The organism is Caballeronia sp. AZ1_KS37 (genome assembly GCF_023631165.1).
Taxonomy (GTDB): domain Bacteria; phylum Pseudomonadota; class Gammaproteobacteria; order Burkholderiales; family Burkholderiaceae; genus Caballeronia; species Caballeronia zhejiangensis.
The window spans coordinates 42,570-63,418 of the sequence record NZ_JALQDP010000012.1 but is presented as its reverse complement, the minus strand read 5'-3'; the positions used below and the strand labels follow the sequence as shown (position 1 = coordinate 63,418).

19 protein-coding genes and 1 tRNA gene are annotated in these 20,849 nt (G+C 64.5%); 10 read left to right on the top strand and 10 right to left on the bottom strand.

The window, feature by feature from the left end:
• The first annotated feature begins 31 nt into the window (after positions 1 to 31).
• The 3 genes from tilS (at position 32) to NCS00_RS09185 (ending at position 3,312) form a co-directional block, all read left to right on the top strand.
• On the top strand, positions 32 to 1,459 hold the full coding sequence (gene tilS, locus NCS00_RS09195) for a tRNA lysidine(34) synthetase TilS (RefSeq protein ID WP_250434896.1): 1,428 nt from the start codon (positions 32 to 34) through the stop codon (positions 1,457 to 1,459).
• A 327-nt stretch (positions 1,460 to 1,786) separates the two neighbouring features.
• Positions 1,787 to 3,037 (top strand): aspartate kinase, encoded by a 1,251-nt coding sequence (locus NCS00_RS09190; protein ID WP_175982697.1) that lies wholly within the window; start codon positions 1,787 to 1,789, stop codon positions 3,035 to 3,037.
• 182 nt (positions 3,038 to 3,219) lie between these two features.
• A tRNA-Ser gene (locus NCS00_RS09185) sits at positions 3,220 to 3,312 on the top strand.
• Between the two features lie 236 nt (positions 3,313 to 3,548).
• On the opposite strand, the gene loiP is transcribed toward NCS00_RS09185, so the two are convergent.
• The 9 genes from loiP to NCS00_RS09140 form a co-directional block, all read right to left on the bottom strand.
• Positions 3,549 to 4,307, bottom strand: a complete 759-nt coding sequence (gene loiP, locus NCS00_RS09180; RefSeq protein ID WP_033535773.1) for a metalloprotease LoiP — start codon at positions 4,305 to 4,307, stop codon at positions 3,549 to 3,551.
• A 169-nt stretch (positions 4,308 to 4,476) separates the two neighbouring features.
• Positions 4,477 to 5,412 (bottom strand): malonate decarboxylase subunit epsilon, encoded by a 936-nt coding sequence (gene mdcH / locus NCS00_RS09175; RefSeq protein ID WP_244807420.1) that lies wholly within the window; start codon positions 5,410 to 5,412, stop codon positions 4,477 to 4,479.
• Positions 5,409 to 6,050 carry a malonate decarboxylase holo-ACP synthase gene (locus tag NCS00_RS09170; protein WP_244807419.1) on the bottom strand — a complete coding sequence of 214 codons (642 nt, stop codon included), beginning with the start codon at positions 6,048 to 6,050 and terminating at the stop codon, positions 5,409 to 5,411. The genes mdcH and NCS00_RS09170 overlap by 4 nt, the downstream gene beginning before the upstream one ends.
• Complete coding sequence (mdcE, locus tag NCS00_RS09165; protein WP_250439945.1) at positions 6,050 to 6,865, bottom strand: biotin-independent malonate decarboxylase subunit gamma; 816 nt, start codon at positions 6,863 to 6,865, stop codon at positions 6,050 to 6,052. Before mdcE ends, NCS00_RS09170 begins: the two co-directional genes overlap by 1 nt.
• Positions 6,862 to 7,704, bottom strand: a complete 843-nt coding sequence (locus NCS00_RS09160) for a biotin-independent malonate decarboxylase subunit beta (RefSeq protein WP_244807417.1) — start codon at positions 7,702 to 7,704, stop codon at positions 6,862 to 6,864. The genes mdcE and NCS00_RS09160 overlap by 4 nt, the downstream gene beginning before the upstream one ends.
• Positions 7,701 to 8,009, bottom strand: a complete 309-nt coding sequence (locus tag NCS00_RS09155) for a malonate decarboxylase subunit delta (RefSeq protein ID WP_244807416.1) — start codon at positions 8,007 to 8,009, stop codon at positions 7,701 to 7,703. The genes NCS00_RS09160 and NCS00_RS09155 overlap by 4 nt, the downstream gene beginning before the upstream one ends.
• A gap of 13 nt (positions 8,010 to 8,022) precedes the next feature.
• Positions 8,023 to 8,880: a triphosphoribosyl-dephospho-CoA synthase gene (locus NCS00_RS09150; RefSeq protein WP_244807415.1), complete on the bottom strand. Its 858-nt coding sequence runs from the start codon at positions 8,878 to 8,880 to the stop codon at positions 8,023 to 8,025.
• Positions 8,880 to 10,541 (bottom strand): malonate decarboxylase subunit alpha, encoded by a 1,662-nt coding sequence (mdcA, locus tag NCS00_RS09145; RefSeq protein WP_250439944.1) that lies wholly within the window; start codon positions 10,539 to 10,541, stop codon positions 8,880 to 8,882. The genes NCS00_RS09150 and mdcA overlap by 1 nt, the downstream gene beginning before the upstream one ends.
• Positions 10,538 to 11,311, bottom strand: coding sequence for a GntR family transcriptional regulator (locus NCS00_RS09140; protein ID WP_244808122.1), 774 nt, complete (start codon positions 11,309 to 11,311; stop codon positions 10,538 to 10,540). Before NCS00_RS09140 ends, mdcA begins: the two co-directional genes overlap by 4 nt.
• Positions 11,312 to 11,453: 142 nt before the next feature.
• On the opposite strand from NCS00_RS09140, the gene NCS00_RS09135 reads away from it, so the two are divergent.
• From NCS00_RS09135 to NCS00_RS09125, 3 genes are all read left to right on the top strand, one after another.
• Complete coding sequence (locus NCS00_RS09135; protein ID WP_244807413.1) at positions 11,454 to 12,767, top strand: MFS transporter; 1,314 nt, start codon at positions 11,454 to 11,456, stop codon at positions 12,765 to 12,767.
• A gap of 188 nt (positions 12,768 to 12,955) precedes the next feature.
• On the top strand, positions 12,956 to 13,306 hold the full coding sequence (locus tag NCS00_RS09130) for a hypothetical protein (protein WP_008341804.1): 351 nt from the start codon (positions 12,956 to 12,958) through the stop codon (positions 13,304 to 13,306).
• 265 nt (positions 13,307 to 13,571) lie between these two features.
• Complete coding sequence (locus NCS00_RS09125; protein ID WP_008341803.1) at positions 13,572 to 13,967, top strand: hypothetical protein; 396 nt, start codon at positions 13,572 to 13,574, stop codon at positions 13,965 to 13,967.
• A gap of 85 nt (positions 13,968 to 14,052) precedes the next feature.
• Here the strand turns inward: NCS00_RS09125 and fabI are convergent, their stop codons facing one another.
• Positions 14,053 to 14,850, bottom strand: a complete 798-nt coding sequence (fabI, locus tag NCS00_RS09120; RefSeq protein WP_008341802.1) for an enoyl-ACP reductase FabI — start codon at positions 14,848 to 14,850, stop codon at positions 14,053 to 14,055.
• A gap of 240 nt (positions 14,851 to 15,090) precedes the next feature.
• Here fabI and NCS00_RS09115 point away from each other — a divergent pair, with 240 nt between their 5' ends.
• The 4 genes from NCS00_RS09115 to NCS00_RS09100 are packed head-to-tail and all read left to right on the top strand — an operon-like array spanning position 15,091 to position 20,727.
• On the top strand, positions 15,091 to 16,956 hold the full coding sequence (locus NCS00_RS09115; protein WP_244807412.1) for an extracellular solute-binding protein: 1,866 nt from the start codon (positions 15,091 to 15,093) through the stop codon (positions 16,954 to 16,956).
• A gap of 12 nt (positions 16,957 to 16,968) precedes the next feature.
• Positions 16,969 to 18,009 carry a microcin C ABC transporter permease YejB gene (locus tag NCS00_RS09110; RefSeq protein WP_008341800.1) on the top strand — a complete coding sequence of 347 codons (1,041 nt, stop codon included), beginning with the start codon at positions 16,969 to 16,971 and terminating at the stop codon, positions 18,007 to 18,009.
• Between the two features lies 1 nt (position 18,010).
• Complete coding sequence (locus NCS00_RS09105; protein ID WP_008341799.1) at positions 18,011 to 19,132, top strand: ABC transporter permease; 1,122 nt, start codon at positions 18,011 to 18,013, stop codon at positions 19,130 to 19,132.
• Positions 19,129 to 20,727 carry an ABC transporter ATP-binding protein gene (locus tag NCS00_RS09100; protein WP_250439943.1) on the top strand — a complete coding sequence of 533 codons (1,599 nt, stop codon included), beginning with the start codon at positions 19,129 to 19,131 and terminating at the stop codon, positions 20,725 to 20,727. The genes NCS00_RS09105 and NCS00_RS09100 overlap by 4 nt, the downstream gene beginning before the upstream one ends.
• Positions 20,728 to 20,849 lie beyond the last annotated feature (122 nt).

The window sequence follows — 20,849 nt, the reverse complement described above, 5'->3', positions numbered from 1 at the left end:
ATCTTCGTCATCTCATCCATCACGAACTCTCGTGACATCCGATAACGAAACCCCGGCCGGCCGCCTCGTGTTACAGGCGGTGCGCGCGGCGGTTTCGGACGCGGACCTTTCCCCGGATTCACTTCTCGCGGTCGCATTGAGCGGCGGGCTCGACTCCACCGTGCTGCTCGACGCGGCCGTGAGTTGCTTCGGCGCGCGACGTGTGATCGCGCTGCATGTTCATCACGGTCTGAGTCCGAACGCCAACGCGTGGGCCGCGCATTGCGAGCGCTTTGCGGCGTCGCTCGGCGTGCGGTATGACGCGCGTCATGTCGATGTCGCGCGGACCGGCGGCGAGAGCCTCGAAGCCACGGCGCGCGACGCGCGTTATCGCGCGCTCGACGAGCTCTGCGATCAGCATGGCGCGGCGGCGCTGCTCATTGCGCATCATGCCGACGATCAGGCCGAAACCGTGCTGCTGCAACTGCTGCGCGGCGCGGGCGTCGCGGGCCTCGCGGCGATGGCGCCGCAACGTGCGGACGGCGCCGCGCCGCGTGTGCGTCCGCTGCTGCGCCTGCTGCGCGCGCAACTGGAGCAATACGCGCACGAGCGCGACCTGAGCTGGATCGACGACGAATCCAACGCCGACACGCGCTATTCGCGCAACGCGCTGCGCCATGACGTGCTGCCGATGCTCGCGGTGCATTTTCCCGGCTTTCGCGATGCCCTCGCGCGCACGGCATCGCATGCCGCGTCGGCGCAGCGGCTTTTGGATCAGCTTGCGCGCATCGATCTCGGACACGTTCAGAGCGCCGACGAAGAGGGCGCGCTCGTGCTCGACGCGTTTCTCGCACTCGACGACGAGCGCGCGATCAATCTCATGCGTTTCTGGATCCGCTCGCGCGGTTTGATGGCGGCATCGACGGCGCGCATCGCCGACATGTTGCGTCAGTTGCGCGATGCCGCCGCCGCGCGCGATGGCCACGCGCTGCGCGTCGATCATGCGGGGCACAGCTTGCGCGTGTATCGCAATCTGCTGTTCTGGGAAGCCGGCGACAGCGCCGATGCGCCCGATCTCGATGAAGGCGCGGCCGCGCTCAAAGTCGCGGCGGAACTGCTATGGCAGGGCGAAGAGGTGTGGCGTCTGCCGCAATGGCGCGGCTCGTTCGTGTTCGAGCCCGCTGATTCTTCCGCCGACGATGTCGTCGGGGAGGGCGTGTTGCGCGCCGCGCCGCTCGTTGCGCGTTCGCGTGCGGGCGGCGAGCGCATGCGCGTCGCGGCCGAAGCGCCGAGCCGCACGCTCAAGAACCTCTTTCAGGAGCGCGGCGTGCCGGCCTGGAAGCGCGATGTGCCGCTGCTTTTCATCGGCGAGGCGCTGCTGTTCGTGCCGCATGTCGGCGTGAACCGCGAGGCCGCGCCGAGCGCCGCGCACGGACCGCTGCGGCGCATTTCGTGGCGGCCGGATTTGCTGCTCGTGTGAGGCGCTTTGGGCAAACGTTGCGCCGAAGCCGGTAAAATCGCCGTCACCGGTGCCTCATCTTGTAATTTCAGCCTCGATCGGGTACGGTAACTCGTTTTCGCCCAAGCGCGTTTTTGCGCGGCATCTGCGTTCAAAAGACTCGATTTCGCCCGCAACGACGCATCCGCTCGCGTCGCTTATCAATGGCGCGAGCGTGCGAAGGGCGTGCGGCAGCGCCCGCGTATCGTAGCCGGCTTCGACATCCCCTGAAGCGATCGAGCGCGAGTCTCGAGCGTTCTCGCGTCAAAGCGCGTGAAGCGCGGTTTTCTCTCCAGTTCAAGAACGACAATGGCACTCATCGTACACAAATACGGCGGCACTTCGATGGGCTCGGTCGAGCGCATCAAGAACGTCGCCAAGCGCGTCGCCAAATGGCATAAGGCCGGCCACAAGATGGTCGTCGTGCCCTCGGCGATGTCCGGCGAAACCAATCGCCTGCTCGGTCTCGCGAAAGACATCAAGGCCGATCCGGACCCGCGCGAACTCGACATGATTGCCTCCACCGGCGAGCAGGTCAGCGTGGGCTTGCTGGCCATCGCGCTGCACGCGGAAGGCCTCGACGCCGTGAGTTATGCCGGCTGGCAAGTGCCGATCAAGACGGACAGCGCGTTCACGAAGGCGCGTATCAGCGAAATCGACGGCGAACGCGTGCTGAAGGACCTCGACGCGGGCAAGGTCGTGGTCATCACGGGCTTTCAGGGCGTCGATCCGGAAGGCCATATCGCGACGCTCGGACGCGGCGGCTCGGACACGTCGGCGGTTGCGATCGCGGCGGCGATGAAAGCGGACGAATGCCTGATCTACACCGACGTCGACGGCGTCTACACGACCGATCCGCGCGTGGTGGAAGAAGCGCGCCGGCTGGACCGCGTGACCTTCGAGGAAATGCTGGAGATGGCGAGCCTCGGCTCGAAAGTGCTGCAAATCCGCTCGGTGGAATTCGCCGGCAAGTATCAGGTGAAGACGCGTGTGCTCTCCAGCCTGACCGACCCGCTGATGCCGCTCGAAGCCGAAATGCACTCCGGCACCCTGATTACTTTTGAAGAAGACGAGAACATGGAAAAAGCAGTGATTTCTGGCATCGCGTTCCAGCGCGACGAAGCGCGCATCGCGGTCATGGGCGTGCCTGACAAGCCGGGCGTCGCGTATCAGATTCTCGGCCCGGTCGCCGATGCGAACATCGACATCGACATGATCATTCAGAACCAGAGCGTGAACGGCAAGACCGACTTCACGTTCACGGTCGGCCGCGGCGACTATCAGCGCGCGCTCGAAATCCTGAACAACCAGGTGAAGGGCCACGTCCAGGCCGAAACCGTGCTGGGCGACCCGAAGGTGTCGAAGGTGTCGGTGGTGGGCGTCGGCATGCGCTCGCACGTGGGTATTGCGAGCACGATGTTCCGCACGCTGTCGGAAGAGGGCATCAACATCCAGATGATCTCGACGTCCGAAATCAAGATCTCGGTGCTGATCGACGAGAAGTACACCGAACTCGCCGTGCGCGCGCTGCACAAGGCGTTCGAGCTGGATCGCGCGTAAGCGTGTAAGCGTGTGACGGAGATGTGAAGGCTCGCGGGCCTTCACATCGTTGCGGTTCGCTGAACGCGCGATTCCATATTGGCCGTTTCGAAAAAAATCGTCGTGTGAATTTGACCCCGGCCTGCGAACACGCTATTATCTCGATCTCGTTGCACTGCACTCCCGGTGCGGCGAAAAGTTTGGGAGACGTGGCCGAGAGGTCGAAGGCACTCCCCTGCTAAGGGAGCATCTGGCTAAAAACTGGATCGAGGGTTCGAATCCCTCCGTCTCCGCCAGTTGTCGTAGAAAGGCCCCGCAAGGTTAAAAACTTGCGGGGCTTTTTCTTTTTGCCGCGTTAGTCGGCGAAGTGCATTGCGGCGAAGTGCATTGCGACGAAGTGCATTGCGACGAAGTGCATTGCGACGAAGTGCATTGCGACGAAGTGCATTGCGACGAAGTGCATCGCTTCGTCATCCTTCTGAATCGTCGCCGAAGAGAACGCGAGCGTCGCCGCTCGCGCTCAGTCACATCCTTACTTCCCTGACGCGATCCGGTCCTCGATATGCTTCGCGCGCGCCGGCGACGACGGATGCGAACTCAGCATGCTCGACTTGCCGCCATCGATGGTCGCGAGCTTCTGGAACGCCGTGACCAGTCCTTTCGGGTCGTAGCCCTTCTTCTTCTGCGTATCGAAGGAGTAATCGTCAGCGGCCGATTCCTGCGTTTGCGAGAACTGCGCGTTGACGAATTTTTCCGACAGATCGCCGAGCTGCGACGCCGACAGGCTTCCGACCATACCGCCCGCCGCCGAAGCCACCGTGCGCGCCGCCGACGTCGCGTACGCCACCTGCATCGCTTTCTTCGTATGGCCGAGCGCGACGTGCCCCATTTCGTGCCCGACGACACCGCGCACTTCGTCATCGTTCATCAGGTCCATGAGGCCGCTGTAAACGCGCACGCAGCCGTTCGCCATCGCCCACGCGTTGACGTCCTTCGTCAGATAGACCTTGTAATTGACCGGCACGCCGTTGATGTTGTCGCCGAGCTGCTTCGAAATCTTGTTCAAGCGCTGGGTGTACGGGCTGTTGGCTGCCGCGACTTTGTTTTCCTTGTCGAGTTCGGCACAGGACTTGTCGGACAGCGTGCGGACATCGGAGTCGCTCAGCGACAGCGCCTGAGTCGCCATTTGCCCGGATTGCATCAATTGGTTCGGATCCATGCTGCTCATGCTGCTGCACGACGCAAGTGTGAACACAGCGGAGGCCGCCAGCGCGATGCGGAAGATCATCATAGTTTTACCTTTCGAATGTTGTTGTGATCGTCGTTCTGCGCAGAGTGCGCGAACGCAGCGAAATGCTAATGACAGTCGATTCGTAAGCTATTCGAAAATTCCGATTTTGTCGGCAAAAAAGATGAAAACGCCAGCGGAAACCGTGCATCAGTCGCGCACGGAACGCGAATCAATCGGTCGTGCGCCTGCAGGCGGCGCGCACGCGTGCGGCGACGGATGCGGCGGGTGCGGCGTCCATCGCGATCGAAGCCGCGTCCGGCAAGGCTTCGGCGGCAAGCTGCGTGAGCGTCTGTCCCGGCGGCATCTCGACGAACACCTTCGCGCCGAGTTCGGCGAGCGCGATCGTCGATTCGTGCCAGCGCACCGGATAGCGCAGATTGGTGGCGAGGTCTTCGCGAATGGCGTCGGCGCGACGCAGCACGCGCGCGCCGCGATTGCCGATGTAGGCGATGCGCGGCGCCTCGATCCGCACCTTGCTCGCCGCTTCGCCGAGCCGTTGCGCGGCGCTTTCCAGCAGCACGCAATGCGAGGGCACGCTCACGCACAGCCGTTCGGCGCGCCGCGCGCCGCGCGACAGGGCGATGTCGCGGACTTGCGCGAGCGCGGCGTCGCTGCCCGAAAGGACGATTTGACGCGGCGCGTTCAGATTGCCGATGTAGGCGTCGGCGCCGCAATCGGCGATCGCGCGGGCGATCTCCCTTTCGTTGAGCCCGAGCACGGCGAGCATGCCGTAGCCGCTCGGATACGCGTCTTCCATCAGCCTGGCGCGCAGGCGCACCAGTTCGAGCGCATCGTCGAAGCGAATCGCGCCGCACACGACCGCCGCGCCGAACGCCCCGACCGACAAGCCCGCGACGGCTTCCGGCTCGACGCCTTCCTCCGCGAGCGCGCGCGCCGCGGCCACGCCCGCGACGACGAGCGAAATCTGCACGGCGACGGTCGATTTGAGCGCGTCGGCGCTGTCGAGATCGCGGACGTCCGCGCCGAGCACATCGGATGCTTCGTCGAGCGTGCGGACGATCGCCGGATGCGGCTCGCCGCCGCCGAGCCGATGCAGAAAGCCCGGCGCTTGCGCGCCCTGTCCGGGAAAGAGATAGGCGATCATGCCGCTGCCCACGGATTCGCGACGAGGCGCGGGCCGTCGGCGTGCCGCAGCATGACGCGTAGTCCGACGCGCGCGAACTCCGCGAGCGAGAAAGCCGCGTCGCATGTTTCGATCTGCACGTCGATGCGCGTGTCTTCCTTCTGCGCCGCTTGCGAGAGCGCATCGAAGAGCGCCGATGCGTCTTCGCGGGGCAAGGGCGTCGGCGCGCGCACGACGATATCGAGGTCGCTGTCGCGCGTGATCGCCGGCATCGCGCACGCGAGCTCGAAGCCCGCGCTGCCGGCCGGGCCCCATTCGAGACCGCATCCGTCGATGATCGGCGCGACCGCGCGCAACAACGCGAACGCGGGCAGGTCGCGACGCGCCGGATCCGGCGCGCGCGTGCGCAGCGCTTCGGGCGTGAGCATCGCGTCGATGTGACGCGTCTCGATCCACGCGCCGAAGCGTTCGCCGCGCGCCATTCCGCGCACGCCGACGGGAATCGCAGCGCCGATGCGCGGTGCGCGCCGCACGACGACGAACGGCGCGCGCGCGAGCGACGCGGCGACCCACGCCGGCGCGTTGTCAAAGGCGGCCGTCCCGGGCGCGATCCGCAGCAAATCGTGCGGACGCGGCGCGCGCTCCATCACGCGGTCCATCAAACGCTCCACTGCTCGCGCATGCGCCTGCGCACCTCGATCGATGCGGCGCGCGTGCGTTTCGCATCGGCGGAAGCGAGCCGGTTCGACAGATCGCGCGGACCGTTGCGCGCATCCTTCACCGCCGCCGCGAGCGATGCCTTCACGCGCTCGATGTCGGCGGAAGAGGGCGCGTCGGCGTCGACGCCTTCGATCAGCTCGTGCAGCAAGCCGAGCTTCGCGTAGGCGCTCATCTTGTACGACATCGGCAGGACCGCGTCGCCGAGCGCGTCGAGGCTTTCGACGCTGCGCCGCGTAACGCGCGCCGCAGCTTCCTTGCCCATCGCGTGGACGGCCGTGCCGGGCGCGTCGAGCGCGACGATGCGATTCGCCTGATAGCCGTGCGCGAGATACGCGCCCGACATCGCCGGTCCGACGATCAGCGCGATCACCGGATGGCCCGCGAGCCGCGCGCTCGCGTAGGCATCGACGGCGGCGGCGCACGCGAGATGAATGCCGAGCAGTTCTTCGCGACGTCCGTACGCCTGGCTCTTCACATCGACGACGGCGACGATGGCGCGCTTCACCCCGGCATCGCGATCGGCGTCGATCGTTTCGCGCACGGCGCGTGCGAGCAGCCAGCCCTGTTCGAGGCCGACGACGTTATCGGTCGCGCGCGGAAAGCGGTTCTGCGGATCGGGCACGACGGCAAAGAAGCTCGCGCGTTCGCCATCGAGAGCGCCTTCGCGCACGCGGATCGGCCCGCGCTCCGATTGCGTCGACGCAGAAGTCAGCGCGTCGAGCCAGCGCTCGCCGCGGGAAAGTATGCCGGTCATGATGCGCCCCACAGTTTGCGCAAGGTGTCGGGATCGATGGCGTCGGGGTTGACGTCGGCGAGCCGCGCGATGAAGCCATCCACGTTCTCCGTGCGATGCCGCGGCGGCACGCCGCGCCTGAACGCCGCGAGCACGGCGTCGCGCACCTGCTCGGTATCGTCTTCGACGAGCGTGTCCGCAAGACCGACCGCGACGCGTTCCTCGCCGCCGATCATCGACCAGATGAGGCGCCGGTCGCCCGAATCGAGTTCCTCGATGCCCGCTTCCTGCTCGATCACCTCCGGCCCGTTCATGCCGAGGCGCGCCTGCCGCGTCATCACCAGCTCGGTACAGAGCGCGGCCGCGAGCGACATGCCGCCGAAGCAGCCGACCATCCCGCCGATCACCCCGACGACAGGCACATGAGCCCGCAGCGCGACGATCGCCGCCTGAATTTCGGCGATGGCCGCGAGCCCGAGATTCGCTTCCTGCAGGCGCACGCCGCCGGTTTCGAACAGCACGACGGGACGGATCGCGCGCCCGGCTTCGAATTCGCTCAAGGCCATTTCGAGCGTGGCGGCGATCTTCGCGCCGGATACTTCGCCGATGCTGCCGCCCTGAAACGCCGGCTCGATCGCGGCGATCACCGCCGGTTCGCCGCCGAGCATGCCGCGTGCGATGACCGCGCCGTCATCCGCCTGGCAGACGATGTTCTGCATCGCGAGCCACGGCGATTCGATGCGGTCGAACGGGCCGAGCAGTTCGCGGAACGTGCCTTGGTCGAGCAGCGCGTGCGCGCGTTCGCGCGCCGTCATTTCGATGAAGCTGTGCCGCGCGAGAAACGTGTCGTGCGCGTTCATGGCGTGTCTCCTTCGCTTTCGCTTGCTTCGACGGCTTCGTTGAGTCGCAGCATGACGACGCCGGGCGTCGCGCCGAAATCGTTCAGTTCGATTTTCGCCGCGCCGTCGTAGCGCTGGAAGAAGCGGTCGAGCACGCTTTTCCAGACATGGCCGTAGCCATCGACGCTCGTGCGGATCACCACTTCCGCGTTCGCGTTTTGTGACGGCGAAAGCAGCACTTCGAGATCGCCCGAGCCGACGACGCCCACGTGCGCGCGGCGCGTGACGGGCCGTTTGGCCGGATATTCGTATCGCATGTTTTCCATCGTTCGTTCCTCTTCAGGGCAAGCGCCTGAGACTGTCGAGAAAGAGTGTCGCCGCGAGCAGGTCGGCCGCGCCGCCGGGCGATGCGTTCAGCTTCATCAGTTCTTCGTGAAGCGCCTCGAGCGCGCGACGGCCCGCGACGCTCGCCGCTCCGCCGCAAGCGATCACATCGCTCGCGCCGCGTTGCGCTGCTTCGAGCGCGGGCATTCCGCCGCGATGCAGAAGACACGTATCGTCGAGCGACGCGATGATCGCGACGAGCGCATCGAGCCGCGCGTCGGATTCGTCGAGTCCGCTTGCGCGCGCGGCGTCCAGCGCGGGCAGGCCGACGAGCCGCGCGTGAGGAAAACCATCGCGCGCTTCGCCGCGTGCGCCCGCCACGCGGTAGCGTTCGCTGACGCGCGCACCGTGGCTCTTCGTTGCCGTTAGCGGCGCGTAGCGATCGTCGAAACGGGCGATCTTCGCCGCCGAGAAGCAGATCGCGCCGCTGTCGTCGGGCGCTTGCATCGCCGCGCCCGCGCACAGCAAACCGATGATCCAGATCGCGCCGCGATGCGCGTTGCTGCCTTCGGTTGCGCGCATCATCGCGGATTCGCCTTCGCGGCCGATGCGCGCCAGTTGCTCGCGCAAGATCTGCGACGGCTCCGCGTGCGACGCCGCGCGCGCGATCGCGAGAAACGTCGGATGCAGGGCGCGAGCGGAACGCAGCATCGTGTCCAGATCGAGATCGCGATGCGCGCCGCTGCCACGTTCATCGACGAGCGCGGGCTTCGGCGTGAGACGCGCCTCGGCGATCAGCGCATCGACGGCGCATTGCGCGATGAGCGGCGGCGACGCGACCGCGCGCGCAAGTTCGCGAAGAGCCGGCTTCATCACCAGCTCCGGAAGCGCGCGGGCGGCGCGTATAAGCCGCCCGACCACGCGACGAGATCGTCGATGCTGCGCGCCGCGAGCAGCGAGCGCTTGGCTTCGCCGCGCCGCACGCCCAGATCTTCCGGATACGCGACGATGCCGCGCCGTCTCAATTCCGCCGTCTTCGCGGGATCGGCGCGCATGCCGATCGGCGTCACGCCCGCGACCGCCGCGAGCGCGGCGCGGCGCTCGTCGACGCCTTCGGCCGCGTGCAGATACGCGATGCCTTCTTCCGTCACGACGTGCGTGACATCGTCGCCGTAGATCATCACGGGCGAGATCGGCATGCCGCTTTTCTCGCCGACGGCAATCGCGTCGAGCGCATCGACGATGGTCGGCTCGCCGCCTTTCTTGTACGTCTCGGCCGTCTGCACGACGAGCTTGTGCCCGCGCGCGATCTTCGGATTCGGGCCGTCGTCCTTCAGGAGCTTCAGCCACGCTTCGCTCGAATGACGCCGGCCGCGCGGATCGTGTCCCATGTTCGGCGCGCCGCCGAAGCCCGCGAGCCGCCCGAGCGTGACCGTCGACGAATTCGCGTCGGCGTCCATCTGCAAGGTCGAGCCGATGAAGAGATCGACACCGTATTGCCCCGCGAGCTGGCAGAACACGCGATTCGAGCGCAGGCTGCCGTCGCGGCCGGTGAAGAACACATCGGAGCGCGCCGCGATGTAGTCCTCCATGCCGACTTCGCTGCCGAAGCAATGCACGCTGTCCACCCAGCCGGATTCGATCGCGGGAATCAGCGTCGGATGCGGATTGAGCGCCCAGTTCGTGCAGATCTTTCCTTTGAGGCCGAGCTTCTCGCCGTATGTCGGCAACAGCAGTTCGATCGCGGCCGTATCGAAGCCGATGCCGTGATTGAGCGCCTTGACGCCATAGCGCTCGTAGATGCCGCGGATCGTCATCATCGCCATGAGAATCTGCAATTCGCCGATGTGACGCGGATCGCGCGTGAAAAGCGGCTCTACGGCGAACGGACGATCGGCCTCGACGACGACATCGACCCACGAGCCGGGAATATCGACGCGCGGCAGTTCGTCGACGAATTCGTTCACCTGCGCGACCACGATGCCATGCCGGAACGCGGTGGCTTCGACGATCGTCGGCGTGTCCTCGGTGTTGGCGCCCGTGTACAGATTGCCATGCCGGTCCGCCTGCACCGCGCACACGAGCGCGACCTGCGGCGTCAAGTCGATGAACATGCGCGCATACAGTTCGATGTACGTATAGATCGCGCCGATCTCCAGCATGCCGTCTTCGAGCAGTTGCGCGACGCGCAGGCTTTGCGGCCCGGCGAACGCGAAATCGACCTTGTGCGCGATGCCTTGCTCGAAGAGCGCGAGATGCTCGGGACGGCTGATGCTCGAGATCAGCAGATGGATGTCGTGCACGCGGTCCGGATCGAGCTTCGCGAATGCGCGCGAGAGAAAGTCCGCCTGCTTCTGATTGTTGCCTTCGAGCGCGACACGGTCGCCGGTGACGATGAGCGCACTCAACGCATCGACGATGTGCGCGGCATCGAGCACGGAGCCGTTCATCCACGGCTCGATCAGCTTAAGACGCCGCGCCTTTTCCTGCGCGCGCGTGTTCCAGTTGCGGGTTTCAGCGATGACGTCGTTCATTGGTCGGCCTTGACGGAATTCGATCGGGAAGATGCGCGGCGTTTCTTCTTCTTGACGTGGCTCGATTGCGCGAGCGCCTGGGCATCGGCGAGAAAGCGGTAGAGCAGGTCGCCCGTCGCGAGCAGATGGCGCGCGACGAGCGTCTGCGCCTGTTCGATATCGCGCGCGGCGAGGGCATCGAAGATCGCGCGGTGCTCGGCATCGGATGAATCCTTGTGGATCGGCAGACCGAGCTTCAGCCGCAAATAGCGTTCGCCGCGCCGATGCATCTGGCCGATCAGCTCCATCAGCCGAGGACGGTCGGCGGGCGCGTAGAGCGCCATGTGGAACTGCTCGTTGCGCACGACGTAGAGCGTCGGATCGGGCTCGTTCTCGGCGGCTTCGAGCAGGCGTTTCGCGTCGGCAAGCGTTTCGGGCGTGTGATGCGCGATCGCAATGCCGATCGCGAGACTTTCGAGCGATGCGCGAATCTCGTAGATCTCGCGCGCCTCGTCGGCCGACTGCAGACTGACGGCCGCGCCGCGATTCGGCTCGATTGTCACCCAGCCTTCGCTTTCGAGCTGGCGGAACGCTTCTCGCACCGGAATGGCGCTGACCGAAAACTGCCGGGCGATCGCGTCCTGCCGCAGCGGCTCGCCCGGCAACAGCGAGCCATCGACGATGGCGGCGCGCAGCGCATCCGCGATGAAGCGCGACGTGCTCTGGCGCGGTTCGAACTGCGCGTCGCGAAATGAGGCCGGAGTCGATCCGGCTGAGAGATCTGTCGGCATGGCTAGGTGAAAGTGCGGACTTGTCGTGTCTCGATGTTCAAATATTATATATAAAAACGCACACGGTACTTCGGTGCTTTCCCTAGACGCCATAACAAACATTTTTAACCGGCGCGTCGCTAATTCCTTTGGAGACATGGCCATGCCCAGCACGCTGGATCGACAGATAAGCGCCACGCGCGCCACGAAGACACCGCTCAACCGGTCGCAGATCACCGGTTTCTGGGGTGCGTGGGCCGGCTGGACGCTCGACGGAATGGATTCGTTCATCTACGCGCTCGTGCTCGCGCCGGCGCTCACCGAATTGCTGCCGCGTTCGGGCTATGCGGCGACGCCGGCGAACATCGGGCTTGCGGGCTCAATTCTCTTCGCGCTCTTTCTCGTCGGATGGGGACTGTCGTTCATCTGGGGACCGCTCGCCGACCGTTTCGGACGCACGAAAGTGCTCGCGGCGACCATCTTCACGTTCGCGATCTTCACCGGCCTCGCGGCGACCGCGCATAACGTGTGGGAGCTCGGCTTCTATCGGTTTTGCGCGGGCGTGGGGATCGGCGGTGAATGGGCGCTCGCGGGCACGTATGTCGCGGAAGCGTGGCCGGAAGATCGCCGGAAGATGGGCGCGGGTTATCTGCAGACCGGCTACTACGCGGGCTTCTTCCTCGCCGCCGCGCTCAATTACACGATCGGCGCGACGTTCGGCTGGCGCGCGATGTTTCTCGTCGGCCTGTTTCCGGTCGTCGTGTCGATCATGGTGCTCCTGCGCGTGAAGGAAACCGACAAGTGGGAACGCGCCGAAACCGCTCATCCGCACGTCAAGCACGAGAGTTCGCTGAAGGCGATCTTCAATGCGCAATATCGCAAGCGGACGATCGTCGCGGCCGTGCTGCTGACGGTGGCGATCATCGGCTTGTGGGCGGGCGCGGTGTATGAACCGTCGGCGGTCGTTCAGCTCGCGACGAAGGCGGGCATGGACAAGCACGATGCCGCGCGCATGGCGTCGATCGCGACGGGGTTGCTTTCGATCGGCACGATCGTCGGCTGTCTCGCGCTGCCGCCGATGGCCGAAAAGATCGGCCGCAGAAAGACGCTCGCGGTGTATTTCGTCGGCATGGCAGCGTCGATCGCGCTCGCGTTCGGCTGGGCGTTCTATCTGCCGAACGGGCTGGTGCCGTTCATCGCGCTGCTCGTCGTGCTGGGCTTTTTCGGCGGCAACTTCGCGCTCTTCTCGCTGTGGCTGCCCGAGCAGTTCGAAACCCGCGTGCGTGCGACGGCCTTCGCGTTCTGCACGTCGGTCGGGCGCTTCTTCGGCGCGATCGTGAACTTCGGCATCGGCGCGATGGTGCTCAACATGAAGACGCTCGGCGTGCCGATTGCCATTACCGCGATTGCGTTTCTCATCGGTCTCGCGGTGATCCCGCTCGCGCCGGAAACCAAAGGCCAGGAACTGCCGAACTGATCTTCGCTGCGCCTCTCACGAACGGCGATCTTCGCGATGCGAGGGCCGCCGTTTTTCCATCTGCACGAGCTTACTTTTCGTAAGTTTTTCCTCGGTAATAGCAGGTTACGAAGTCGAACACTCGATGCGGCATCCGTCCGATATAGTCCGGTCAACACAACAAACAACCCATCGGGGTGGGGCTTTACATGAACAAGGTATCGAAGGCTTCCGTGCTGGCTGGCGCCGTGATGTTCGGCGGTCTGATGGTGTCCGGCGCGGCCAATGCGGGTGTGTCCGTGGGCGTGAACATCGGGGTGCCCGCGCCCGTGTACGTCGCGCCCGAGCCGGTCTATGCGCCGCCTCCGCCGCCCGTCGTGTACGCGCCGCCTCCGGCGCCGGTCTACGTGCAGCCGGCCATCGTGGTCGGCTGGCATGGCGATCGTTACTGGGATGGCCGTCGCTACTGGGATCGCGACGATTACTATCGCCACTACGATCATGGCCGCGGCCACGATCACGACGGCCATGACCACGGCCGTCACAACGGCTGGCGTTGATCGTCCCGCGCCGCCCGGCGTCCGTCGCCGAAAGCCACTCGTTCGTCACGGGTGGCTTTTTTGTTGCCGCTTGAACGTGGAAGGGCGAATTCCCAGTAAAACAACAACGCCGCGAATTCTCACCCGCGCGATGTAACAAAAGGTAAGGTTTCTCCAGACGTAAAGCGCGAGCAGGCAATAACTTACAAAGCTGAAATATTGCGTCGAAAGGTTTTCGTTATATTTGGGCGCAAGCGAACAAGTACAAAGCGAGGTCCGGTTGCATATGAAAAAGAAGTTCTCGGGACGAATCGTGGCCGGTGTGCTGACCATGGCGGCGCTGAGCGCGACGGGCATCGCGCGCGCGGCGGATGTTCATGTCGGCGTGAATATCGGCATTCCGGCGCCGGTCTACGTCGCGCCGACGCCGGTCTATGCACCGCCTCCGCCGCCCGTCGTCTATCAGCCCGCGCCGATGTACGCGCCGCCGGTCGTCATCGGCTGGCATGGCAGCCGGTACTGGGACGGCCGACGCTATTGGAGCCGCAACGACTACTATCGTCATTACGGGCACGGCCGTCCGCCGCCTCCGCCGCGCCCGCATGGTCCGCCGCCGGGGCACGGTTACGGACATGGCAACGGGCACGGCAACGGACATGGCGGCCCGCACGGCTATCGTTGAGCGCAGGGCGCGGTCATCGCGGCAAATAAAAAGCGCCGCTCACCTGAAGTGAGCGGCGCTTCATTTTGAAGCTGCGAACGGGCGCTTATTCCGCGTCGCCGCCCATTCCGCCGACGACCGCATGGAATCCGGCATCGACGTGGACGACTTCCGCGCTCATGCCGCTCGACAGATCCGACAGCAGGAACGCGGCGACATTGCCCACTTGCTCGATCGTCACATTGCGCTTGAGCGGCGCATTCTGTTCGACGAAGTTCAGAATCTTGCCGAAGCTCTTGATGCCGCTCGCCGCGAGCGTCTTGATCGGGCCGGCCGAGATGGCGTTGACGCGCACGCCCTTGGCGCCGAGCGACTGCGACGCCGCCATGTAACGCACGCTCGCCTCGAGCGATGCCTTCGCGAGGCCCATCGTGTTGTAGTTCGGCAGCGCGCGCTCGGCGCCGAGATACGACAGCGTGAGCAGCGACGAGCCGTCTTTCAGCATCGGCAGCGCGGCTTTCGCGAGCGCGGGGAAGCTGTAGGCGGAGATGTCGTGCGCAACGCGGAAGTTCTCGCGCGTCATGCCGTCGAGGAAATCGCCCGCGATCGCCTCGCGCGGCGCGAAGCCGATGGAGTGCACGAGGCCGTCGAGCGAGTCCCAGCGTTCTTTCAGCGACGCGAACAGCGCATCGATTTGCGCGTCGTCGGCGACGTCGCACGGATAGACCATGTCGCTGCCGAACTCGGTCGCGAACTCGGTGATGCGCTCCTTGAAGCGCTCGCCGACATACGTGAACGCCAGTTCCGCGCCTTCGCGCTTGCAGGCCGCGGCGATGCCGTAAGCGATCGAGCGGTTGGACAGCAGGCCCGTCAGCAGAATTCGTTTTCCAGCGAGAAAGCCCATGAATGCTCCTTCTTTGATGTCAGTGTCGCGGCGCGCACCGGTTGTCCGATGCCGCGCGGGGTCGTGCGTGGCGCGATCGGCCAGTCGACAACCCTTGGGTCGCAGGCCGAGCGGTGCGTGATTTTGGGTAGAATTCTCTCACATCGCAATGCCTCGCCTTAAGATTCCCGCGGCTCGCGCTTCGGGTTTCCGGCCGGGTCACTCCATCGCGTCACACACTCAAATCGCGCCCAGAGGCACATGACGATCCGTTTATGCAGCGCCTCACGCTTGGTCCTGACCTGGTCGCTGGCCGCATCGGCTGCATGGCTCGCGAGTCCGGCTTACGCGGTGCATGCCATCGCGCAATACGGCGAGCCGAAATACCCGGCCGGTTTCAAGCACTTCGATTACGTGAATCCCGACGCGCCGCGCGACGGCACGCTCGTCCTCGCGAACCCGAACCGGCTGACGAGCTTCGACAAGTTCAATCCGTTCACGTTGCGCGGCAATCCCGCGCCCGGTCTTTCGCTGATGTTCGAGAGTCTGACGACAGGCAGTTCCGACGAAGTATCGACCGCTTACGGCCTGCTCGCCGATGACATTTCCGTCGCGCCCGATGGCATGTCGACCACCTTCCACATCAATCCGAAAGCGCGCTTTTCCAACGGCGATCCGGTCACGGCGGAAGACGTGAAGTTCTCGTTCGAGACGCTCAAGAGTCCGCTTGCCGCGCCGCAGTTCTCCGTGTACTTCGGGCAGATCGCGCGCGCGGTGATCGTCGATCCGCAGACGATCCGCTTCGAGTTCAAGATCGCGACGCGCGAGATGCCGCTGCTCGCGGGCGGCATTCCGGTGTTTTCGCGCAAGTGGGGCATGAAGCCGGACGGCACGCGCATTCCGTTCGACAAGATCGCGTTCCAGAAGCCCATCGGCAGCGGGCCGTATCTGATCGATCGTTACGACAACGGCCGCACGATCTCGTACCGGCGCAATCCGGATTACTGGGGCACGGCGCTGCCGGTGCGTGTCGGCACGTTCAATTTCGCGCACATCGACTACAAGCTTTACGGCGATCCGACCGCGCGCCTCGAAGCGTTCAAGGCGGGCGAGTACGACGTGCTGGTCGAGTACGTCGCGCGCAGTTGGGTGCGGCGCGATATCGGCAAACGCTTCGACAGCGGCGAGCTCATCAAGCGCGAGTTCCCGCACCACAACGGCACCGGCATGCAGGGCTTCTTCATGAACACGCGCAAGCCGCTCTTCAAGGACGTGCGCGTGCGTCAGGCGCTCGATCTCGCGCTCGATTTCGAGTGGCTCAACCGGCAACTGTTCTTCAATCAGTACAGGCGCATCGACAGCTTTTTCGTCAACACGGATCTGCAGGCGAAGGGATTGCCGAGCGAAGGCGAACTCGCGATATTGAACCCGCTGAAGAAGCAGCTCGATCCTTCCGTGTTCGGCGAGATGCCGCGTCAGCCGGACACCGATCCGCCCGGCTCGCTGCGCGCCAATCTCATCAAGGCGCGCGAATTGCTCGCTCGAGCCGGCTGGACGTATCGCGACGGCGCGCTGCGCAACGCGAAGGGCGAGCCGTTCGTCTTCGAGATTCTCGACGACACCGGCGGCGGCGCGTCGATGGAGCCGGTCGCGGCCGCGTTCGGGCGCAATCTGCAGAAGCTCGGCATCACGATGAACTTTCGCACCGTCGATTACGCGTTGATCCAGAAACGTCTCGATGCGTTCGACTTCGACATGACGAGCGTGCGCATGCCCGACGTGCAGGTGCCGGGCACCGAGCAGGTTTCGCGCTTCGGCAGCAAGTCCGCGGACGAGCAGGGCTCCGACAATCTCGCAGGCGTGAAGTCGCCGGCCGTCGATGCGATCCTGCAGAAAGTGATCTCCGCGCAGACGCGCGAGCAACTGGTGGACGCGACGCACGCGCTCGATCGCGTGCTGATCAACGGCTACTATGTGGTGCCGCACTGGTACTCGGCGACGCATCGCGTGGCGTATCGGAATACGCTGGCGTACCCGTCGACGCTGCCGCTGTATTACGGCGCGGAAGAGTGGGTCATATCGACGTGGTGGGCCAAATCCGGGCCCGTCGCGCACGCGGCGAAGTAACGAGGACGCGCCATGTGGAGCTACATCCTTAAACGCATTCTCTTGATGATCCCGACGCTCATCGGCGTGTTGACGCTCACGTTCGTCGTGATCCAGTTCGTGCCGGGCGGTCCGGTCGAACAGGCGGTGCACGACTTGCGGCGCGGACAGTCCGAAGGCGGCGGCGGCTTCGGGCTGCGCACGCATACGGGCGTCGATGCGCAGCAGGTCGAGCAACTGAAGAAGCTCTACGGCTTCGACAAACCGCCGCTGCAACGCTACTTTCTGATGCTCGGCAAGTTCGCGCGCTTCGATCTCGGCGAGAGTTATTTCAGGCATCAGAGCGTGTGGTCGCTGATCGTGTCGAAGCTGCCGGTGTCGATCAGCATCGGCTTGTGGACCTTCTTCATCACGTATCTGATATCGGTGCCGCTCGGCATCGCCAAAGCCGTGAAGAACGGCTCGAAGTTCGATGTCGCGACGAGTCTCATCGTGCTCGTCGGCTTTGCGATTCCGGGCTTCGTGCTCGGCGTGCTGCTGCTCGTGCTGTTCGGCGGCGGCACGTTCTGGCAACTGTTTCCGCTGCGCAATCTCACGTCCGACAACTGGGCGACGCTCTCGCTCGGCGGCAAGATTCTCGATTATCTGTGGCACATCACGTTGCCGGTCGTGGCGTCGGTGGTGGGCAGCTTCGCCGTCGTCACGATGCTCACGAAGAACGCGTTCCTCGACGAAATCCGCAAGCAATATGTGCTGACCGCGCGCGCCAAAGGCTTGAGTGAGCGGCGCGTGCTGTGGAAGCACGTATTCCGCAACGCGCTCTTGCCGCTGATCGTCGGTTTTCCGGCGGCGTTCATCGGCGCGTTCTTTACGGGCAGCCTGCTGATCGAGACGCTCTTTTCGCTCGACGGCCTCGGACTGCTCTCGTACGAATCCGTCGTGCGGCGCGACTATCCGGTCGTGCTCGGCACGCTTTATCTCTTCACGCTGATCGGCCTCGCGACGAAGCTCATCTCGGACCTCTGTTACGTCTGGGTCGATCCACGCATTCAATTCGAACAACTGGAGCGCTGATTTGAATCGAGCCGCTTCACCGGAATCGTCACGGCGCGGTGCCAACGGCAGCGATGCGCAACCGCTGCGCGGCGCGGCATCGGTGCCGCCAGGACGGCGCGTATGGCTGCGCTTCAAGCGAAACAGGCTCGGATACTGGAGCCTGATCGTGTTCATCGCGGCGTTCGTCATCAGTCTCGCGGGGCCGCTGTGGTCGAACGACAAGCCGCTCGTCGTGCGCTATCAGGGCCACTTTTACTTTCCGCTCGTGAAGACGTATGCGGAGACGACCTTCGGCGGCGACTTTCCGACGCCCGCCGATTATCTCGATCCGTTCGTGCGCGATCGCTTCAGCGCGCCCGGCAACTTCGCGATCTATCCGCCGAATCACTACTACTACGACACGCTCAACTATTTTTCGAAGGGCTCGAACCCGGCGCCGCCGTCGCGCGAGAACTGGCTCGGCACCGACGATCGCGGCCGCGACGTGTTCGCGCGCCTCGTCTACGGCTTTCGCGTGTCGGTGCTGTTCGCACTCGTGCTGACGGCGATCGGCACCGTGCTCGGTGTCGTCGCGGGCGCGGTGCAGGGCTACTTCGGCGGCAGGATCGATATCACCGGGCAACGCCTGATCGAAATCTGGAGCGCGTTGCCGGAGCTTTATCTGCTGATCATCTTCGCGTCGATATTCGAGCCGAGTCTCATTCTTTTGATCATCCTGCTGTCGCTGTTCGGATGGATCGGCCTGTCGGATTACGTGCGCGCGGAGTTTCTGCGCAACCGCACGCAGGACTATGTCCGCGCCGCGCGCGCGATGGGTTTGTCGAACTGGCAGATCATCTGGCGGCACGTCTTGCCCAATAGCCTGACGCCCGTCATTACGTTCCTGCCGTTTCGCATGAGCGGAGCGATTCTCGCGCTCACGAGCCTCGATTTTCTCGGCCTCGGCGTGCCGTCGCCGACGCCGTCGCTCGGCGAGTTGCTCGCGCAGGGCAAGGCCAATCTCGACGCGTGGTGGATTTCGCTGTCGACGTTCGGCGTGCTCGTCGCGACGCTGCTCCTGCTGACCTTCATGGGCGACGCCTTGCGCAACGCGCTCGATACGCGTATTTCCGATGCCGTGAAAGCCGGAGGCGGGCAGTGACGGAGCCGCTACTTTCGATCGAAGACTTGCGCGTGCGCTTCGGCGACACGCTCGCGGTCGATGGCGTCAATCTCGACATTCGCGCGGGCGAGCGTGTGGCGCTCGTCGGCGAATCGGGCTCGGGCAAGAGCGTGACGGCGCTGTCGGTGCTGCGCCTCGTGCACGAGGCCGAAGTGAGCGGATCGATCCGCTTCAACGGCGAGGAATTGCTGTCGAAAAGCGAGCGCGCGATGCGAGGTCTGCGCGGTTCCGACATCGCGATGATCTTTCAGGAGCCGATGACCGCGCTCAATCCGCTCTACACGGTCGGGGACCAGATCGGCGAGACGATCCGCCTGCACGACGGCACGAGCCCGCGCGAGGCGAGAAAACGCGCGATTGCGCTGCTCGCGCGTACCGGGATCACCGAGCCGGAAAGGCGCGTGGACAGTTATCCGCATCAGCTTTCGGGCGGACAGCGTCAGCGCGTGATGATCGCGATGGCGCTCGCCTGCCGGCCGCGGCTTCTGCTCGCCGACGAGCCGACCACCGCGCTCGATGTGACGATCCGAGCGCAGATCGTCGAGTTGCTGCTCGAACTTCAGCGCGATGAAGCCGAAAAGCGCGGCATGGCGGTGCTGCTCATCACGCACGACCTGAATCTCGTGCGGCGCTTCGCCGAGCGCGTCGCGGTGATGGAGAAGGGCGTGCTCGTCGAAAGCGGCACGGTGGAGGCCATTTTCGCGTCGCCGCAGCATCCATACACGAAGCGGCTCATCGAGAGCAAGCCGAAGCGCAGCGTGCTGCCGGTGCTGCCCATCGCCCCGGTGCTGCTCGATGCGAAGGATGTGTCCGTCGATTACCCGACGCGTCTGCCGGGTTTCGCGGGCTGGTTCCGGCGCGGCCGCTTCAAGGCCGTCGACGACGTCACGCTGACGGTGCGCCAGGGCGAGACGCTCGGCATCGTCGGCGAATCGGGTTCGGGGAAATCGACGCTCGCGATGGCGCTACTCGGCCTGCAGCGCATCTCGAACGGCGCGGTGGAGTTCCAGGGGCGCGCAATCGGCGATTTTCGCGGACGCGAAAAAACCGTGCTGCGCTCGAACTTGCAAGTGGTGTTTCAGGACCCGTTCAGCTCGCTCTCGCCGCGGCAGACGGTGGAGCGCATCGTCGGAGAAGGGCTCGCGCTGCATCGACCGGAACTCGATGCCGCCGCTCGACGGGCGAAAGTGATCGCCGTGCTGCGCGAAGTCGGCATGGAGCGCGCGGCGCTCGATCGCTATCCGCACGAATTCTCCGGCGGACAGCGCCAGCGCATTGCGATCGCGCGCGCGCTCGTGCTCGAACCGAGCATCCTGATCCTGGACGAGCCGACCAGCGCGCTCGATGTTTCCATTCAAACTCAAGTGCTTGCGCTTCTGGCCGATATTCAGAAGAAGCACAATCTTGGTTACGTTTTCATTAGCCATGACCTTCAGGTGATCGGCGCGATGGCTCATCGCGTCGCGGTCATGCGGAATGGTTTTGTCGTGGAGTCGGGGGAAGTAGAGAAGATTTTTGCGAACCCTTCTGACGAATACACAAGAAAGCTTCTGAAAGCATCGCTAGTTTCCTAAAAATCTTTCTTTTTCGCCAATTGGGTGCGCGGCTCAATTGTATTTTTCTATTTCTTTTGACAGTTAAATACTTTATGGCTAGTATCCCTCCAAACTTTCACGTATCTCCCTGATTTAGCAGC

Coding starts and splice junctions, on each gene's coding strand:
- NCS00_RS09130 (WP_008341804.1), top strand. CDS start 12,956: ATGAACAAGGTATCGAAGGCTTCCGTGCTGGCTGGCGCCGTGATGTTC.
- loiP (WP_033535773.1), bottom strand. CDS start 4,307: ATGATGATCTTCCGCATCGCGCTGGCGGCCTCCGCTGTGTTCACACTT.
- NCS00_RS09115 (WP_244807412.1), top strand. CDS start 15,091: ATGACGATCCGTTTATGCAGCGCCTCACGCTTGGTCCTGACCTGGTCG.
- mdcE (WP_250439945.1), bottom strand. CDS start 6,865: ATGACCGGCATACTTTCCCGCGGCGAGCGCTGGCTCGACGCGCTGACT.
- NCS00_RS09125 (WP_008341803.1), top strand. CDS start 13,572: ATGAAAAAGAAGTTCTCGGGACGAATCGTGGCCGGTGTGCTGACCATG.
- NCS00_RS09110 (WP_008341800.1), top strand. CDS start 16,969: ATGTGGAGCTACATCCTTAAACGCATTCTCTTGATGATCCCGACGCTC.
- mdcA (WP_250439944.1), bottom strand. CDS start 10,541: ATGAACGACGTCATCGCTGAAACCCGCAACTGGAACACGCGCGCGCAG.
- NCS00_RS09135 (WP_244807413.1), top strand. CDS start 11,454: ATGCCCAGCACGCTGGATCGACAGATAAGCGCCACGCGCGCCACGAAG.
- NCS00_RS09190 (WP_175982697.1), top strand. CDS start 1,787: ATGGCACTCATCGTACACAAATACGGCGGCACTTCGATGGGCTCGGTC.
- mdcH (WP_244807420.1), bottom strand. CDS start 5,412: ATGATCGCCTATCTCTTTCCCGGACAGGGCGCGCAAGCGCCGGGCTTT.
- NCS00_RS09155 (WP_244807416.1), bottom strand. CDS start 8,009: ATGGAAAACATGCGATACGAATATCCGGCCAAACGGCCCGTCACGCGC.
- NCS00_RS09140 (WP_244808122.1), bottom strand. CDS start 11,311: ATGCCGACAGATCTCTCAGCCGGATCGACTCCGGCCTCATTTCGCGAC.
- NCS00_RS09150 (WP_244807415.1), bottom strand. CDS start 8,880: ATGAAGCCGGCTCTTCGCGAACTTGCGCGCGCGGTCGCGTCGCCGCCG.
- NCS00_RS09170 (WP_244807419.1), bottom strand. CDS start 6,050: ATGGACCGCGTGATGGAGCGCGCGCCGCGTCCGCACGATTTGCTGCGG.
- NCS00_RS09160 (WP_244807417.1), bottom strand. CDS start 7,704: ATGAACGCGCACGACACGTTTCTCGCGCGGCACAGCTTCATCGAAATG.
- fabI (WP_008341802.1), bottom strand. CDS start 14,850: ATGGGCTTTCTCGCTGGAAAACGAATTCTGCTGACGGGCCTGCTGTCC.